The organism is Pseudomonas sp. SMN5, assembly GCF_052041925.1.
Classification (GTDB): domain Bacteria; phylum Pseudomonadota; class Gammaproteobacteria; order Pseudomonadales; family Pseudomonadaceae; genus Aquipseudomonas.
In genome coordinates, this window is sequence record NZ_JBKGGX010000094.1 from 1 (window position 1) to 225 (window position 225).

Annotated in this window: 1 protein-coding gene; it reads right to left on the reverse strand. The window is 61.3% G+C overall.

From position 1 onward, the window contains the following. Window positions 1-225: immunoglobulin-like domain-containing protein (locus ACLEJR_RS27140; protein ID WP_440817802.1), on the reverse strand; the 225-nt coding region annotated here is incomplete at both ends.

The window sequence follows — 225 nt, forward strand, 5'->3', positions numbered from 1 at the left end:
GATGACCGCGCCGTTGCTCAGGGTAACGGTGACAGGTGTACCGGCAGCATTGGTCAGGGTCGCGGTGTAGGTGATCTGGCCACCCTCGGCAACCGTACCGGTGGCGCTGAGGCTCAGGCCGGTGTTGTCCTGGGTATCAGTGACGGTGGTGTCAGCCGACTTGCCGTCGATGGCGAGTTTTTCGTAGTTGCCACCTTTGGCGTCGTCGATCTTGACGCTCAGGTT